Annotated in this window: 10 protein-coding genes; 5 read left to right on the plus strand and 5 right to left on the minus strand. The window is 62.6% G+C overall.

Going from position 1 to position 17,088, the window contains the following annotated elements; translation table 11 throughout:
- Positions 1–129: 129 nt before the first annotated feature.
- On the minus strand, positions 130–2,469 hold the full coding sequence (locus tag SINAC_RS01605) for a tetratricopeptide repeat protein (protein WP_015243954.1): 2,340 nt from the start codon (positions 2,467–2,469) through the stop codon (positions 130–132).
- A gap of 473 nt (positions 2,470–2,942) precedes the next feature.
- Positions 2,943–3,593, minus strand: coding sequence for a hypothetical protein (locus tag SINAC_RS01610; RefSeq protein WP_015243955.1), 651 nt, complete (start codon positions 3,591–3,593; stop codon positions 2,943–2,945).
- 573 nt (positions 3,594–4,166) lie between these two features.
- Here SINAC_RS01610 and SINAC_RS01615 point away from each other — a divergent pair.
- The 4 genes from SINAC_RS01615 to SINAC_RS01630 all read left to right on the plus strand — a co-directional run bounded on the left by SINAC_RS01615 (position 4,167) and on the right by SINAC_RS01630 (position 7,474).
- Entirely contained in the window at positions 4,167–4,757 is a 591-nt protein-coding gene (locus SINAC_RS01615) for an RNA polymerase sigma factor (protein ID WP_015243956.1), read from the plus strand.
- A gap of 82 nt (positions 4,758–4,839) precedes the next feature.
- Entirely contained in the window at positions 4,840–5,418 is a 579-nt protein-coding gene (locus SINAC_RS01620) for a hypothetical protein (RefSeq protein WP_015243957.1), read from the plus strand.
- The gene (locus SINAC_RS01625; protein WP_015243958.1) at positions 5,415–5,900 is read left to right on the plus strand and encodes a hypothetical protein; all 486 of its coding nucleotides are present in this window, start codon (positions 5,415–5,417) and stop codon (positions 5,898–5,900) included. The genes SINAC_RS01620 and SINAC_RS01625 overlap by 4 nt, the downstream gene beginning before the upstream one ends.
- Positions 5,901–6,349: 449 nt before the next feature.
- Positions 6,350–7,474: a tagatose 1,6-diphosphate aldolase gene (locus tag SINAC_RS01630; RefSeq protein WP_015243959.1), complete on the plus strand. Its 1,125-nt coding sequence runs from the start codon at positions 6,350–6,352 to the stop codon at positions 7,472–7,474.
- 363 nt (positions 7,475–7,837) lie between these two features.
- On the opposite strand, the gene SINAC_RS01635 is transcribed toward SINAC_RS01630, so the two are convergent.
- The 3 genes from SINAC_RS01635 to SINAC_RS01645 all read right to left on the minus strand — a co-directional run bounded on the left by SINAC_RS01635 (position 7,838) and on the right by SINAC_RS01645 (position 13,234).
- Positions 7,838–11,602 (minus strand): hypothetical protein, encoded by a 3,765-nt coding sequence (locus SINAC_RS01635; RefSeq protein WP_020467723.1) that lies wholly within the window; start codon positions 11,600–11,602, stop codon positions 7,838–7,840.
- Between the two features lie 64 nt (positions 11,603–11,666).
- On the minus strand, positions 11,667–12,206 hold the full coding sequence (locus tag SINAC_RS01640; RefSeq protein ID WP_015243961.1) for a KdsC family phosphatase: 540 nt from the start codon (positions 12,204–12,206) through the stop codon (positions 11,667–11,669).
- Between the two features lie 5 nt (positions 12,207–12,211).
- Positions 12,212–13,234 carry a KpsF/GutQ family sugar-phosphate isomerase gene (locus SINAC_RS01645; RefSeq protein ID WP_015243962.1) on the minus strand — a complete coding sequence of 341 codons (1,023 nt, stop codon included), beginning with the start codon at positions 13,232–13,234 and terminating at the stop codon, positions 12,212–12,214.
- Positions 13,235–14,139: 905 nt separating this feature from the next.
- Here SINAC_RS01645 and SINAC_RS01650 point away from each other — a divergent pair.
- Entirely contained in the window at positions 14,140–16,914 is a 2,775-nt protein-coding gene (locus SINAC_RS01650) for a hypothetical protein (RefSeq protein WP_015243963.1), read from the plus strand.
- The last annotated feature ends 174 nt before the right edge of the window (positions 16,915–17,088 follow it).

Raw genomic sequence — 17,088 nt, forward strand, 5'->3', positions numbered from 1 at the left:
CCGATTGCCCGGCCTCTTGCCAAGGGGCCGGCCGACGGCCCCCTTTTTTCCCGAGGCCGGCCGTTCGGCCGGACCTGATTTGGCGGTCCTCTGGCCTGGTTTTCGGCTCTCGGATTCCGACAAAGTCGCTCAGTTCTCGTCTCGGTATGGCTTCTTCTCTCGGTAGAGTTTGAGCGTGTTCTCCGCGCGCTCCTTGATCTTTTCGTCGGTCAGGAGCTTGGTCATTTTCTCCTGCCATTCGACCGCTTTGACGAAGTCGCCCAACTCGGCGTAGGCGGCTGCGAGTGTGGAGAGGTAGCTTGTTATTTCCTCGCCGCTCAATTCCCAGGCAAGGTGGGCCGACTCCACCGCCTTTTGACCGTCTCGGTACTGCTCACCGGGGCAGGTTGCCCAGATCCAGGCCCGATTGTTGTAAGCCGAGGCAAGTTTGGGATTGAGTTGGATTGCCTCGTTGTAGTCAGCGATGGCCTTGGCGTAGTCCTTTTTTTTGCTCCATGCGTAGCCCCGATTGCTGTGAGACGAGGCATCCTTGGGGTCGATGCGGATGGCTTCGGTGAAGTCGGTGATGGCCTTATCGTAGTCCTTCTTTCTGCTCCAGGTAATGGCTCGATAGATGTAAGCGTTTGCGGCTTTTGGGTCGATGCGGATAGCTTCGTTGTAGTCGGCGATGGCCTTGTCGTGCTCCTGCGTTTTGCTCCGGGCGTGGCCTCGGTTGAGGTATGCTAAGGCGTTATTTGGGTCGAGTCGGATGGCTTCGTTGTAGTCGGCGATGGCCTTGTCGTAGCCTTCCTTTTGGCTCCATGCGTGGCCTCGATTGAAGTAAGCCGGGGCGTTAATTGGGTCGAGTCGGATTGCCTTGTTGAAGTCGGCGATGGCCTTGTCGTAGTCGTTCTTTTGGCTCCATGCGTAGCCCCGATTGAGGTAGGCCGAGGTATAATTGGGATCGAGCTGGATGGCCTCGTTGAAGTCGGCGATGGCCTTGTCGTAGTCTTCTTTTTGGCCCCATGCGTAGCCCCTATTGAAATAGGCCCAGGTGTTTGTGGGATCAAGTCGGATGGCCTTGTTGAAGTCGGTGATGGCCTTGTCGTGTTCCTCTTTTTCGTCCCATGCGTAGCCCCGATTGAGGTAAGCCCAGGCGTTTGTGGGATCGAGTCGGATGGCCTCATTGTCGTCGGCGATGGCCTTGTCGTGCTCTTTCTTTTTGCCCCATGCGTAACCCCGCTTGAAGTAAGCCCAGGCGTTTTGGGGATCAAGGCGGATGATCTCGTTGGCGTCGGCGATGGCCTTGTCGTATTCCTCTTTTTCGCTCCATGCGTGGCTCCGATTGAGGTAAGCCCAGGTGTTCGTGGGATCAAGTCGGATGGCCTCGTTGAAGTCGGCGATGGCCTTGTCGTGTTCCCCCTTTTCGCCCCATGCGCAGCCCTGATTGACGTAAGCCGAGGCGTCATTGGGATCGAGTCGGATGGCTTCATCGAAGTCGGCGATGGCCTTGTCAAGGTCCCCCTTTTGGTTCCATGCGTAGCCCCGATTGAAGTAAGCCGGGGTATTTGTGGGATCGAGTCGGATGGTCTCGTTGTAGTCGGCGATGGCCTTGTCGAGGTCCCCCTTTTGGCTCCATGCGTGGCCCCGATTGAAGTAAGCCGAGGCGTCATCGGGATCGAGTCGGATGGCTTCGTTGTAGTCGGCGATGGTCTTGTCGTAGTCTTCCTTTTGGCTCCATGCGTGGGCTCGATTGAAGTAAGTCGGGGCGTCATCGGGATCGAGTCGGATGGCCTCGTTGTAGTCGGCGATGGTCTTGTCGTAGTCTTTCTTCTTGCTCCATGCGTAGCCTCGATTGAAGTAAGCCGAGGCGTCATCGGGATCAAGTCGGATGGCTTCGTTGTAGTCGGTGATGGCCTTGTCGTAGTCGTTCTTTTGGCTCCATGCGTAGCCCCGATTGTGGTAAGCCAAGGTCAACTGGGGATCAAGTCGGATGGCCTCGTTGTAATCGGCGATGGCCTTGTCGTATTCCTGCCTTTCGCTCCAGGCATAGCCTCGATTGAAGTAAGCCGAGGCATCGTTGGGGTTGAGGCGGATCGCTTCATCGTATTCAGCGATGTCCTCCTCCTTCAGCCAGACCAATCCGATTAGGTAGTGAAAAACCAATTGTTTTTTTATTATGAAATAATTTGTAAGAAAATCAAGGGCATGTGTCTCGGGGGTGACGTGACGAGAGGGTTTCGCGCTGTGGTTTTCACGGTTCTCGTCCTGGAACCCGAGTCGCTTGCCGTGGGTGTGCTCCAGCCGGTCGACATAAGAGTATGTTCGATCTTTTCCCAGAGTGGTCTGGCTGGCGGTTGGATTGTCCACGTCCACGACCTGATGGATCGCCTTGAGGATCGTGCCGATTCCGGGGTCTTTCGTATCGGCGTTTGCCAAGCCGACGAGAGCGAACGGAGCAATCACGGTCCACATCAGCGAAGTCTTCATGGACGCCTCGCATCGGTAGGAACTTTTTAGAAATATCCTTAACGAGAATAAAGGATCGTGAGCTTGGAGACTACAAGGATTCCCGGCGCAAGCGGCCATTCTGGCCGCCAGTTTCCTTTCTTCATCGGTTTGCCGTCGGATGGCGCGGGCCGCCATGCCTGTGGGGGGTGGGCCGTTATCTCCCCGAGTGTGGGGCGTCATGTCCCTGGCAGATGGGCCGTTTCATGACGAGATGGCCGTAGGCACAACGCGTCGGGGAATGCTCACGGTTTTATTTTAAGGGAACGGAGCCGATGGGCAGAACGCTCGGGGAGTGCATTCGAAAGAAATGAGAACAGGAGTGCCCCACCGATCCGTCCCCTCCTTTGGCGGATGGGTCAGGTCGGCGGGGCACTCCTGCGTTATGGCTTCCATGCTGTTTCAGGCGAAGGGCGTCGCAACGGCCTTCGCCGGTGAGTCGCGGGCGACTCGGGTCACGCGGGGCAGAGCTTCGACGAGCGCCGCCGTAGTCCCCGGGCGCGGAGCAAGCCAAAGCCGGCCAGGGCTGACCAGACGAGGACCGACATCGGCTCGGGGATGTTCACCGACCCGGGGTCGGGCGGGGGCGTGCCGGGGTCGGGCGTTTGGGCGAGGGCGTTGAGGGTCACGCCTTGGAGAGACCCCGGGCTGGTGATTTCCAGGGCCGGCGGCGTGCTCAGGGCGTTGCTGATGCTCAGAGAGAAATGCAGCAAGTTGTCGGCCGCGAGGCCGCCGTTGAAGAAAACAAGGCCGAACTTCTGGTCGGTCGGGTTCACTTCGGGACTGTTGTTGAGGGCGACGACGAGGTGGTCTTTGTCGAAGCCGAACGAGTCGGATTCGATGGTGAGCGGGCTTCCCTGCGTGCCGTCGGGCAACGTGGGAGGGACAATCCCTCCGGCCGGAATGACCTTTGCTTCAAGCTGCGGGAGGGATACACCCTCATTGACGTTTTTAACATCCGGTCCAGGATCGGGAAGACCACCGGGAATCTTCAGCGAGTAGGTCGCCGTCCCTGAATTAATTCCGTCGGCCTGGACCGAAGTGGGCCGAACGGCCATGGTCAGGACGACCGTGAACACGGCCTGAATGGTGAGGCATCGCCGCATCACGACAAGGTTCCTCCCTGAACGGAGACTATTAGCCTAGAAAATGGTTGCGCAAATCCCGGACCCATCGTTCACGCCAACCGGACGCACCGGTGAGGAACGGATGACCTCCTGAGCCGTTTTCGATTCCGACGTCGTGTTCCACACAACGTCGCCCGAGCGACTGAAGAAGGGGGATCAAAGACCCGAGATCCCTGGTCATTCTCGAAGGAAGTTCCAGGTTGCGAACACACACGTCTGACTGGGATCCGGAGACCAACGGGCGGATTGTGTTCCCAGTCGTCAAAAGGGTCAAGATCGGTTTATTGGGTTTCATTCCCCTCGGGAACCCAACCTCTTTCCCCGACAGTTGAAACGTTTTCGATGTATTTTGAGGATGATGGCTCCGTCATGCCCCGTTTCGGCAGGGTCGAACGGGACGGGTGGCCGCCCGGAATCCGGATTGGCGGGGAACTTTCCCAAAAAAAAGGCGGCCCAGCGCGAACCCGATCGAAATCGTTCTTCCCGAAAAAAGTGCGAGGGAGGATCGAATAGAAGGAAAACGCTGAGCGTCTGTTCTCGCAGGTGAGTGAAATGCCCGAGGCGGCCACCGGCGTGCTGACGCCCGACGAGATTTTGGTTGATCTGGCCCGTCGAGGGGATCGCTCCGCCTGCGAGGAGCTGTTCTTCCGACACCGTGGGGTCGCTTACAGCGTGGCTTATCGCCTGCTGGGACATGAGCAAGACGCCCAGGACGCGGTTCAGGACGGTTTCCTGAAGGCGGTCACGCATCTGCAAGCATTTGACGGGCGAAGCACGTTCCGGACCTGGCTCGTCAAGATCGTTCATAACGCGGCCCTGGACCTGGGGCGAAAACGGAAGCGGCGGTCCACCCAACCCCTGAGCGACGAGGAGAACAACGGCACCGATCCCGCCTGTGATGACGACCCGGCTCGAGGTTTGCACCAGCAAGACCTCCACCGCCTCCTCACCGCGGCGCTCGACCGCCTCTCCCCCGCGATCCGCTCCACCTTCGTGCTGTTCGCCGATGCCGGTTTGAGCTATAAAGAAATCGCCGAAGTCCAGGAAATCCCGATCGGAACGGTCATGAGCCGCCTCCACCATGCCCGAAACAAGCTCCAGTCGTATCTGAATCTCGACGCGATCGATGGGGTCGACATCTAACAAAGAGGGAATTCAAACCCCGAGAATGAGAACGGAACGCATCAAAAGTCAACGGTCCGCAATCAATTCGGGGAGGTGTGCTATGCGTTGTGCGGATGTCATTCACGAACTGGCGGTGCCGACCGGGAATTTCGAGCGGGCCATTCTCGTCGAGCACCTCGACCACTGCCCGAGCTGCGCTCGCTGGGCGGAGCGGAATGCCCGCCTGGATCAGGTCTGGGCGGCGACCCGCGCCCCTGAACTCTCGGCCGCCGCGTGGGATCGGATCTGGGCGAACGTCTCCGAGTCGCTCGATCAACCGCAGGTGATGGCCCCCGCGCCCTTCGCCCCGGTCATTCTTCCGCGCCCGCTCTGGCGGCGCTCGGCGGTGGCCGTCTTCGTGCTGGCCCAGGCTGCTGCGATCCTGGCCGGGCTCGGCCTGGCCTGGCACCAAGCGCCTTCCTCGTCGCCAGCGCATCCCCAGCCTCGGCCGATGGCTGTCGCCACGGCCCCTGCCGTCGAGCTCAGCGACATGGTTTTCAACCTCTCCTCGACGGGGACCTCAGTCATCTCGTTCGATGACAAGACCTTACGCAACCTGGCCTTGAACGAGAATCCGTACGAGGTTGATCCTTTGTTTAATGGGTTCAACGACCTGGAATCGCAGGCGGGATTGCAATGACGATCCAGGCTCAGCGCGGGCCGAGGGGCCGCGCTGGAGCGGTCGCGTGGGTGGTGGCCGCCTTGGTGCTCCTTTCCGGGACTGAGGCTCGGCCTCAGGAAAGTGAACCCGCGCGCCAGGTCACCGTCTTCGGGATCGTGGCTGTCCCCAACAAAGCGATGATGGATCCGAAGCTCAAGGCGATCGCGCCCCAGCTTCGCCGGCTGCTCCCCAATCATGGTTTCAAGCTGCTCGACGTGCAGAGCAAGCGGCTCACGGCGGGGCAGACTGTCAGTTGCGACCTTGGCGGTGGGGCGGCGGCAGCGACCACCCTGATGCTGCCGTTCGACGACAACGGCAAGGTCCAGCTCCGCTGCGAGATCCTTCAGAATGAGGTCTCGCAGGTGGCCACGATGGTGGCGACGCCCCCCAATCAGCTCTTCTTTTGCGACAAGGCAAGGCCCGACGGCTCGCGCATCTTAATCGGCATCGGCGCGCGTTGAGTTTCGGGTATGACCCGCTTCGGAGTGGAAGCGCAGGCTCTCCTTGCCGATGACCCACGTTGACGTGGCGAGACGGCCGCTTGCAAAACGGCCTTGGATCGCTAAAATTGGGATTCTTCTTTTGGTCGATGGACTCAACCCGTCACCGAGTTGAATGACCTAAACGGATCATCTGCGCTGGGCTCCCCCCCTTTGTGCAGAGTCGGAAAACGAATGTCTTTCTTTTTCTTGTCGGGTGGGCCCGGCCCACCAACCTGACCTGCTTGCTTGAGCCTTGTTGGGAATAAAGGGGGATGGTGAGCCGTGCCCCCTCTCTTTGAGAACTCCGGACAAGCGGCTGGAGTTTTGCGATTCCGACTCGTGTTGGCTGCACGCAAAACCCTTTTGGCTTGATGTTCAAGTCTTCCTGGATCAATTCCTCGCATTTAGAAATGGGAGAGTTTCCTCTGATGGCTGATGCCACCACCAACCGTCACCTGAGCGCGACTGTGCTTCTGAGCAAGGGGTTGACCCCGGGCAAGCTTCGCGGACTTCAGCGGATCAGCAACCCGAACGGGACGCTGACGATGCTGGCGCTCGACCAGAATAGCTCGATGATCGAGATGGCGCAGAAAGCGCTGAAGGGGAAGGGGCAGGATCGCGAGCCCACGTACGAGGAAGTCGTCGAGGCGAAGCTCGACCTGGCGCGACAGATGTCGCCGGCCGCCTCGGGCGTTTTGATCGACGCCTACTACGGTGCCTTCTCGGCGATCGCCACCGAGGCGATCCCGGCGCACAAGGGATTGCTGGTCCGGGTCGAGAAGTCGGGCAGCCCCAAAAACAAGCTCGGCGGCCCGATGGGCGAGTACGAGCCGGGCTTGAGCGTCGAGAAGATCAAGCTCATGGGGGCCGACGCCGTCAAGCTGCTCGCTCCGTTTGAGCCGAGCGAGGTGATCTCGGCCGAACACAACCTCGCGTTCATCGAGCAGGTTGCCGACGACTGCCGCCGCCACGATATCCTCTTCCTGCTCGAGCCGGTCGCCTTCCCCTTCAACGGCGAGAAGAAGACGGACAAGAGCTTCCTCGACCGCAAGGCCGAGACGACCATCGAGTCGGCCCGCCAGCTCAGCCGGTACTGCGACGTCTACAAGGCCGAGTTCCCCGGCACCCTCGGCCACGGCTCCGACAGCCAGTTGACCGACAACCTGCACGCCCTCTCTGAGGCGAGCGAGCGCCCCTGGGTGCTCCTGTCGGCGGGCGTCGACTATCCTGACTACCTCAAGCAGGTCAAGATGGCGATGGAATGCGGCTGCACGGGCGTGCTCGGCGGCCGTGCGTTCTGGAAGGAATACTTCCTCCAGGACGGCGACGAGGCCCGCAGCAAGTTCGCGGCCACCATCGGCCAGAAGCGCGTGGCCGACGTCGACACGGTCGTCCGCGAGAACGGCACCCCTTGGTTCGCCAAGTACGGCTGGAGCAAGGACGATCTGGCCTCGATCCGGGCCAGCGAAGGCTGGCACTTCCGGTTCGCCCCGCACGCCAAGGCGGCCGGCGGAACCGGCGGCCACGTCGTCCGTGCCGGCGAGGTCTATTGATCCAAGCGGGCACGTATCCATCGTGCTGAAAGTTGAACTGAAAGGCCCTTCCCTCCCAATCGCGGGGGGAAGGGCTTTTTTTCTGAATGCTCGTCCCTGATAGAAGGAGCCGAGAGTCCTCTTCCGGACGCACCAATGAACTTGGGGATGCGACACCCCGAAGTGGGGATTTAACCACGAATGACACCAATGACACGAATGGGGAAAAAACAAGAAATGGAATCAGGAATAATAATTTCTTGAATTTGTTCGTGTCATTGGTGTCATTCGTGGTTGATAAAGAATCTTCGGCCCGTTCGTAGACGTCGAAGGTTGGGCCGAGCGTGGTTCAGACGTATTCAAGGATTCACCGACTACCCTGCTTTAACGTCCGGTCATGCCCTTCCGTTCGGTCTGGCTGGGAACCGGGATCTTGAGTCCGGGACCGACGCGTGGCGTCTTCGGAGTCTTAAGCTTGGCTTCGCCTGCTGGGCCGGGCCGGATGCCGGTCTTGGCCTGAATGAACTCCATCGCGCTCATGGGGGTCATCAACTGCGACTCACCCGTCAAGCGGTTGTACTTCATCGCCTGACCGCGTGCGCTCGTCGTCGGCTGGCCGGTCGAGGACTGCTCGATGAGGATCACCGGGCGGCCCTCTTCGGCGTAGGCGTAGAACAGCTCCTTCTGCGAGTCATAGGTGATGACGTCGGCCTTGATCGTCTGGCTGCGGGTCCTGGCTTGCGCCTCGTTCACGGCGATCAGGTTGTTCCTGGCGGCGGTCGACTTTCCGGGGGTTGGCGTGCTGCTCACATTCAGTTGTTGCGAGTTCAGCAAGACGTAGTCGTCGGGGGGCCGATCGAAGTTGACCTGCGTGTGCTCATTGGCGACCGTGGCGTGAATCGTCTGGACGTCGCCCAGGAAGCTCGCCCAGCGCGTCTCGGTCGTGTCGCCGTCCTTGCCGGCGACGTAGCGCCCCGTCATTTCGGTGTCGAAGGTGATAACGGTCACCTTCAGCGGCAGGAGAGCCGCTGGCTTGGCCCGACCGGCTGTACCCCCTGTCGTCGCCGTGGCGGGGGGGATCTGGCTGGCGTTGTGGCCGATGACGGGGGGAGTGCGTTGTACCGGGATCGGGCCGGCCGGGTTGGCTGCCGGCTTGATGGGACGCCTGGCCGCCGTGCTCGGCGTGGACGGAGCCGATAACGGATTTTCGGCATTGTCCTCGCGGTTCCAGAGCGAGACCTTGCCCTTGCCTGGGACGTGGAAATTGCCCGTGAGCTTGTCGTAAGTCACGCGAGCCCCTTCGATCCGCTGCTTCTGGAGGAGCACTCGCGTGTTCGGATCGGTCTTTCGGCTCTCGATCACGACGTTCTCGAAACAGTCGAGCAAGGAGATCTGCGGCCTGGGTTCGGGTTCCTCACCCTGGACCGGTTCCTTGGCGGTCCCCTTGGGCCTGGCCAGCGAGACCTGCTTGTCCATGTAGACGTCCATGCGCTTATGGCAGGCGAGCTGAGCGTCCTCCATGACCGCGCGGACATCGTCGGAGAACCGGGCCACGGCCACGGGGGTCCCGCGCAGATTCACGTCGCGGGGGCGGCCCTCAAACTCCATTTTCGACTTCCAGGAGATGGTGAGAGGCCGTTTATTGGCGTCGTCGCCGGCCTTGGCTTGCTCCTTACCTTTGGGGGCTGCGTCCGCGTCGGTTGCGTCTTTGCCGCCAACGCCCTTGTCGGTCAGCAGGCCGCGCGGGGCCATCTGGGTGAGGGTCCCCGCCCCTTTGACCCAGGCGAAGTCCTCGGCCTGGTCCAGGCCGATCTGCGGTCCGGTGATCGTCATTTCCTCGGTGGCGACCTTGGCGTGGGGCACCATCGATTTTTCGGTCGCAGTGGCCTTGTCCATGTCGATGAGGTTCTGAACCACGAACTTCATCTTGCCGTTGCCTTGGTTGGTGACGTCAACGGCCTCGCCGGTCACGTCGGTCCCCTGCTTCTTGTCAACCTCGGCGTCCTGATGGAAGGAGACCCCGCCACGGAGCCGGACCATCTGGATTTCGCCGCGTGGGTTCTCAGACGCACCGGATTTGGCCCCTGCCTTCGGGTTGGTGGCGTCGTCCGGTTTGGTGAGAATCACGGCCCAGATGCGATCGGCCGAGACGGACACGCCGGGCTCGGCCGGTTTGTCCTTGGGTGCGGTCTTTTCATCCGTTTCGGCCGGAGCCGGGGCTGGTGCCGGTGCGACCTTGGCCCCTTCGATCGTGCCAGGCGCGGCCCCGTCACTACTGTTGGCCGGCTTGGCCGGATCCTTCGCGGTCGGGGCCGGGACCACGAACTTGGTTTCGAGCAGGTTGCGGGCGTTCATGTCCTTGCCCGGCGAGACCAGGTGGACGTTCCCGGTGGCTTTGAGCTTGTCGATCTGGAACGACTCGGCCGCTCCTCCCGGCGCAGCCGGATCGGGCTTGCCGGGGGCTGCGGTCGGCTCTGTTTTCGGTTTTGGCTTGGGGGTGAGCCAGACGACGATTTCCTTCTCGGCGTTGAGACTGGTTTGCGGCTCCACGTCGATGAACTCGGGCATGCCGGTCAGTGTGACCGTCTTGGTCGGCTGGTTGCTGCCGTCTTCAAAGGTGGTCTTCATGACCAGGTGGTCTTGCCAGATCGCCTTGCGTTCGACCGGCTTGTCACGACCCGGGCGGGTCTCGAGCAGGCCAGGACCGCGAGCCACGATCGTGGCGTTTTCGCTCCCTTTGCCGTCTTCGAAGATCGTCGCGTCGATCGTCCTGATAGTGGTGACCGACCCGGCCTTCCCCTTGTTGGGGCCGTCGGTGACGGCGGTCTCCACCTTCTCGACCCAGAGCTTGGTCTTGCTGTCGCCTCGGAGGTAGGTCTCGTCGGCCTGTTCCGGAGAGAGCTTCTTGTGGATCAGCTCGTTGCAGCGGGCCGTGATCCCCTGCCCCGGCGATTGGAGCCAGACGGCGTGGCCGGTCGCCAGCGCTTCACGCAGAGCCATCTCGGTGCCCGCGCCGGTGGCGGAAGGGGCCGGTTCGCCGGTTTCGTCGGTCGCGTTGGCGTTGGCCGACTCCGGTTTCGGCTCGGGCGTCGTCTTGGGCTTCGGCACCATCGTCAGGCGGAGCGCATCGCAGTCCAACTGGTCGGGCTTCGGGTTGGGCTGGCCCGGCTGGGCGGCCCGACCGCGCGTCACCACGACGTCGCGAGCGAAGAAGATCAAGGTCGGCAACGGCGGCGCGGGGGGCCCGACCAGGACGGCTTTCCTGGCCTGCGGCAACTCGACGCGCATCTCGCCGGCGCAGCGGACGTCGAGCGGGGTTCGCTCTTCCTCTTCTCCCTGTCCTGGACCTTGCGGTTGTGCCGAGATGACGGCCGACCCGGGCTCGGCCTTGCCGGGGAGGATCCCCGAACGGCCGACGTCATTGAGGGAGATATGCACGTTCTTGCGCAGGTAGGCGGTCTTCGCGTCAAAGCTGCCGGCCGCGCTGCTCGGGGCGTTCTCGTCCTTGGGGCGGAGCTGGATCAGGAGGTCGAAACCGGTGATCCGCATGTCGCGATCCTGGATCACCACGTCGGAGACGCTTCTGATCTGCAAGCTGGGTTCGTCGAACTCGACGTACGGCATCGGGCCGATGACCAGGTCGTCGATCGTCGAGAGGGGCGTCCCCTTGTCGTCGCGGAGCTGGACGTTCCCTTCCATCCGGGCGTGGACCACCTTCATCGCGGTCCCGGCCTTGTTCGCCGTGCTCAGCAAGGGCTGGTCGAGGTCCACGATCGCCTCGTTGCTGGTGGCGGTCTTGAGGGCCTTGCCGTCGCGCGACTTCATGACGATCGCGAACCGGCGCAACCGGAGCTGCTTGCCTTCATTGAGCCGATCATATTCCTCGGCGTACATCCAGTAGCCGCGCTCGTGGTTGTAGTACCGGACCGGCAACGCCGAGTTGGCACTCCAGTGCTTGGGACCGAACGCCCGTTTCGCCGTCTCGGTGGCCTCTACCTGAGTCGACGACTCCCGACGGGGGAACGGAGTCGGCCGCGCGGCGGCCGGACCGACCCCCGCGGCGATGATCGCGAAGACCCGGACGTAGCCGGCGTAGGCCGCCAGCAAGACGCCGAATGTCATCACAACCTGAAGTGCTTTCTTGAACACAGCAATATCCGTTGTTCGGAACGACCGATCGGCAGAACGGGCGTCTTGCGACTGCCCCATCGCGTCAGGCCGGCACCTGGTAGCGGGCCACGAGCCCGTCCCAGACCCCCTGGTGTTTCAAGATGACTTCGACGATCTCGCGGATCGCCCCCCGACCTCCGTGCACCTGGGTCACGAAGTGGGCGGCCTCGCGGACCTCGGCGGCGGCGTCTGCGGGGCAGGCAGCGAGCCCGACCGCCCGCAAGACGGGCAGGTCGGGCAGGTCGTCACCCACATAGCAGACCTGTGCGGCGTCGAGGCCCAGCTCGGCGATCAGCTTACGGAACGGTTCCCCCTTTTGGGACGCCCCTTGAATCACAGGCGCGATTCCGAGCTCGGCCGCGCGGCGGTTGACGGCGGGGGCCCAGCGCCCTGACAGGATGGCGGCACGCTTCCCCGCCTTGCGCCAGAGGTCGAAGGCGCTCCCGTCGCGGACGTGGAAATGCTTGGTCTCGACCCCGTGGTCGTCGACCGCGATGACGCCGTCGGTGAGCACCCCGTCGACGTCCACCAGGAGCAGTTCGACCGGTCCGCAGCGTGCGGCCAGATCGAGGGAGGGCTGCATACCGTTCATTCCTCCGGCTCGGCGGGGACCAGGTCGATCACGTCGGTCAGGTCGATCAAGCCGACGAGGCGCCCGCCTCGATTGACGACGGGCAGCTCGCTGATCTTCCGTGCTTTGAGGGCCTCGACCGCATCGGCGATCGTCGCTCCGACCTCGATCTTGACCGGGTTGGCTGTCATGACCTCGCCGATCGGCCGGTCGAGCTCAGCCTCACGCCGTTTTTCGAACAGTCGGGCCAGGTCGCTGTCGGTGAAGATCCCCAGCAACTTCTGGTCCGCTCCCTCGACCAGGATCGCCCCCGAGCGGCGCCGCGGCCCGGCCAGGCGGACAAAGACTGCGCGGACGGTCTCGTCGGGGCGCGCCCGGCGGATCTGGGCACCGGTTCGCATCACTTCCTCGACATGGCAAAGCTTACGCCCGAGGCTTCCCCCGGGGTGGTAGAGCGCGAAGTCCTCGGCCCGGAAGTCGCGCATCTTGCTGATGAGGAGCGCCAGGGCATCGCCGACAGCCATGAGCGCCGTGGTGCTGGCCGAGGGGGCGAGGCCGAGCGGGCAGGCTTCCTGAAGGGGCCCCAAGGCGATGCAGAGGTCGGCCGCCTGGCCGAGTGAGCTCCCCACCCCTTCGGTGATCGCGACGAGGTGCGCTCCCAGCCGCCGAAGCGCTGGGACCAGCCGGAGCAGTTCGTACGTTTCCCCGCTCTGCGAGAGGGCGATCACGATGTCGCCGGCCCGGATCCGCCCGAGGTCGCCGTGGACCGCTTCGGCCGGATGGAGCGGGAACGCCCGCGTGCCCGTCGAGGCCAAGGTGGCCGCCAGCTTTTGGCCGACCAGCCCTGCCTTGCCCATCCCGGTGACGATCACGCTCCCCGGGCAGCGATAGACCAGGTCGGCCGCCCGCGCGATCGAGACCCCGAGCCGGTCACGCACGCGCTCCAGCGCATGGGCCTCAACGCGGAGGACCTCACGCGCAAACGCAAGTCCTTCGGCTTCAGTGATTTGGGTCAGAGACTCATCCGTGAACATGGCCATCGTTGGGCCTCCTTGCCCCGCGTCTTTTGACGCCAAACCTGACGGCTCCGGCCTACGGATTTTAGGGGATCGCACCATAGCCCATCCCCCTGGTCTCGTCAACGCAGGCCCTGATAACTTCCTGTCCCACGCCCGTGAGATCAAATCGCCCCATTATAGATTCTCGGCAATCCCGATCTGGGACGTTTGGGGAAACCGGGATGCCGATGCGGGAATGTTCCGAATAGTCCTGATGGACCTGATGGGGTCGGAAGCCTCTTCCCCTCGTTCATGTTACGAACGGTTCGGTTTCGATCCTGAGACTTGCCACGCACTACAAATCGGAGGAAAGCGGGGCAACTCTTGACTTGGGACACCTTCGCTTCGCGGAAGCGGGGCGCTTCCTCTCTTCTCTTTTTCCTCAGAGGCGAGTGGGGAGCGTAAGCTCACTGTCTTTTGATTTCCCCGCCATGCGCAGACCCAAAAACAGGGAACTTACGGTCGTCGGCTTCAACAAGTTTCTCTTCCTGGCGGTCGCCTTCTATCTCCTTTCGGCCTGGTCCAGGCCGAGAGCTCCGCTTGCCGTGGGCTGAGGCGGTTCCGATCGAGCGGACTGGAGCGGCGGCCCGTCGCGCGATTGTGGTCGGTCGCCGCTCCGCCCGACGCAGCCGAGCACGCCCCATGATGATTATATTTCAGTTTTGGATTTAATGGCGTCGCCTCATGGGGACTTGCTAGGTTCTGGCGTGTGGCCAGATTAGGATCAGCGAGATTTTTGAGAGCTTGGGCCTGCATCTTGTCGGCCAGAGCCGTGAGCGTTATATTCCAGAAATGGAAATAATGCTTGCGGTCGATCGGCGGCCGAGACTTCGGCTCGCGATTCTCCGGAAAAAAAAGAGGCCGCGCACCGGGAGGAAGACGCACTCATGTGGGCCAAGATCGCGCAAGAGAACTTTCGGGCGTCGAGAACGCTCGTCCGCAAACTGGCCGGGCGGGTGGGGCCGCTCCTCGCCCTGCCCTGCTGCCTCTGGCTTGGGGTTGGCTTGACTGTCGCGGTGGCCGAGGTGCCATTTCAGGAGAGCTTTGCGGGGACCGGGCCGGGCGAGGGGTGGGAACAGGTGATTGCTCCCGAGGGGACGATCGAGGTGAAGGAGGGGTGGGCGACGTTCGTCGCGCCGGCCGGTGGCCGCTCGCACATCCAGCGGCCGGCGGGGGCGGACTTGATTTCCATTTCCGGCAAGCTGGCGCGATGGGCGTCGGTCTATATCGTCTGGGATGCCGACAACTGGTGCGGGGTCGGCAAGCTTTCGCCGACGCCGTTCGGCCGGTTCTACAGTATCGACGTCGTGAACGGAAAAGCGACCGAGGTCGACCACCGTGGGGTCGACTTCAACACGCGACATGCGATGAGGATTCGACTCGGCAGCGACCACGTCGCGTTCCAGTACGAACTCGACGGCAAGTGGGTCGACCTCCGAACAATCGAGCGGCCAAACGGGTTCGCCGGGGCCCCGAAGTTGGTGGCGGCCGGCAAATACTACGGTGCGGACGACAAGCCGTTTGGCAAAGGTTCCCCCAACGCAATCGGCGAGGAGAAGCAGAGCGGCGCAATTGATGAGGTGAGCATCGAGCCGACACCGGCAACGGAGTGGAAGCTCACCGAGGCCCAGCTCAAGGCCGTGCGCCAGCCACCGGATGAGCCGGTGAACGCGCTGCTCCGGCAGGGGAAGGACGACCCGACATTTGAGCAGATCGTCGGCTATTATCCGCCGTTCCGGTCGCCGCGTGAGATCGTCGGCGTGGCGGGGCACGTTCAGGAGATCGGGGTCGACTGGCTCGGCCGGCTCGACACCAGCCCGTGGACGGCCCCCAAGGCCTGGTTTCTGGTGGGCGAGCCTGCCGTGGCCTTTGGCCAGCTTGGCGTGCCGTTCCAGCGCAGATTGCTTCATGGCTACCTGCCGCTCGTCACGCTCAGCCGGGTGATCGACGGTGTCGAGCACGAGCTCACGGTCTTTGGCTGGTCGGAAGGCTTTCGCGTCGATAAGGAGACGTTCGCCTATGCACGGATGACTGCGACTGTTGTGGGCAATGACAAGAAGGTCCGGCTGCCGAAGCAGGTCACGTTCGCCTGGGGCGACGGCGACAAGTATCGGAATATCCCGATGGCCGAGCGCGACGGCCGCGCCGAGGGGTTTCTCAAGCTCAAGTGGCCTGAACCTGCCTCGGCCCGCGAAATCGAGGCGGCCGAGTTCGACGCCAAGTTCCGGGAGACCGCGAATCTGTGGCAGCAGAAGCTTGCCCCTGCCACGCGGTTCGACGTGCCGGACCTGCGGGTGATGGAGGCGTATCGCGCCTGGATCGTGTACTCGATGCTCAATGCCGACACGATCAACGGCCAGCTCGAGCCGCACGACGGCGCCGGCTTCTACGACTCGATGTTCGGCAACAGCGTGACGCTTCAAGCCATTGCAATGGACCAGTACGGTCTTCACGACTACGCGGCGAAGATCCTCGACATGCAGCGCCACTTTCAGCAATCCGACGGACTCTACGTCCAGGATTGCGGCCTCGTCGATGCCGGCGGATTCATCGCGGGCCTCGCGAAGCACTACGAGTTGACCGGCGATCGCGACTGGCTCCAGCGCGTCACGCCGAACATCGTGAAGCAGTGCGACTGGATCCTCCGCGAACGGGAGGCGGCCCCGAAGGAAGGGTTGGTTCGCGGCCTGATTAAGTTCCGGCCCTACAACGATTATCAAGGAAAGGTTTATAACTACCTGGGCAACGCCTGGTGCGCTCAAGGGATGGCGCTCGCCGCCTTGGCCCTCAAGGAGATCGGCGCTCCCGAAGCCGGCAAGCTCGCCGCCGAGGCCGAGCACTATCGCAAAGACATCCTCGACTCAATGCAGGCGGCAGCGTTCTCGCGCGACGGCCTGACGCTCCTGCCGATGGAACCCGACACGCATCGGCTGCTCAAGCTCAGCAAGTACCGTGGCGGCGACTACTGGGGCCTCATCGCCAGCCCCCTGCTCGGCACCGACCTGCTTGCGTCTGACGACCCGCGAACCACCTGGATCGTCGACCTCATCGAACAGCGCGGCGGTCTGATCGCTGGCGTCTCCGAGTTCCAGGACGGCATCGATCACGCATACACGTTCGGCTACCTCAATAACGCCCTGAAACGGGACGAGGTCCGCAAGGCCCTGCTCGGTTTCTGGTCGTTCATGGCCTTTGGCATGACCCGCGACACATACTCACCGGTCGAGGTATCGATGATCAAGACCGGCGAGAACCACTACACGCTGCCGCATCTCTACTCCTGCACCGAGCAGCTCCGCCTTTTGCGGAACCTGTTGCTCCGCGAGGAGAGCACCAACAACGTGCTCTGGCTTGGCCAAGGAATTCCGCGTGCCTGGCTCGAGCCCGGCAAGCACGTCGCCGTCACGGCCGCGCCCACCCTGTACGGTGACCTGAGCTACCGGATCGATGCGAACGCCGACGGCACGTTCCGAGTCCGCCTCGATCCCCCCACCCGACGTGCTCCGGCGGAGATCAAGCTCCGCCTCCGCCACTCGTCTGGCCGTCTGATCGCCTCTGTGAAGGCGACCCCCTCGATCCCTTTGGAGGCTTCCGAGGAAACGATCACTCTCAAAGATGTGAGGAACCCTGTCGACCTTCTCATCCATTTTCGGGAGAACTGACGTCCGGATTTCTTCCAGGCGAGCGGGGAGCGGATCGCTCCCCGCCGTCAAACGGCATCGAAAGCCAGTGCGCCGTTGTTCCCCACGCGCCTGGGCATGGAAGCTTCGCTTGTCCTGAGAGCGAGCGGAGCGCTGATTGCTTTCTGTCTTCTCTCCCCCCCCCCCTTTTTTTTC

This window comes from Singulisphaera acidiphila DSM 18658 (genome assembly GCF_000242455.2).
Classification (GTDB): domain Bacteria; phylum Planctomycetota; class Planctomycetia; order Isosphaerales; family Isosphaeraceae; genus Singulisphaera; species Singulisphaera acidiphila.